Here is a 278-nt window from a genome sequence, read left to right on the forward strand (position 1 = left end):
TTGCCAAATGGAACCGTGAGCTGTTCGAGGACATGCGCAAAGGCGGGTTGACTGCGGCCAACTGCACGGTGTCGGTGTGGGAGGGCTTCAAGGCCACCGTCGACAATATCGCCTCCAGCCAGAAGCTGATCCGCGAAAACAGTGACCTGGTGATGCCGGTACGCACCACCGCCGATATTCGCAAGGCCAAGGAGCTGGGCAAGACCGGCATTCTGTTCGGCTTCCAGAACGCCCATGCGTTCGAAGACCAGATCGCCTATGTGGATGTGTTCAAGCAG

1 protein-coding gene is annotated in these 278 nt (G+C 58.6%); it reads left to right on the forward strand.

Annotation, left to right across the window (positions count from 1 at the left end):
* Positions 1-278: membrane dipeptidase (locus tag N8M95_RS09240; protein WP_261117091.1), on the forward strand; the 278-nt coding region annotated here is incomplete at both ends.

The organism is Streptococcus mitis (assembly GCF_946190325.1).
GTDB classification, from domain to species: Bacteria; Bacillota; Bacilli; order Lactobacillales; family Streptococcaceae; genus Streptococcus; species Streptococcus mitis_CF.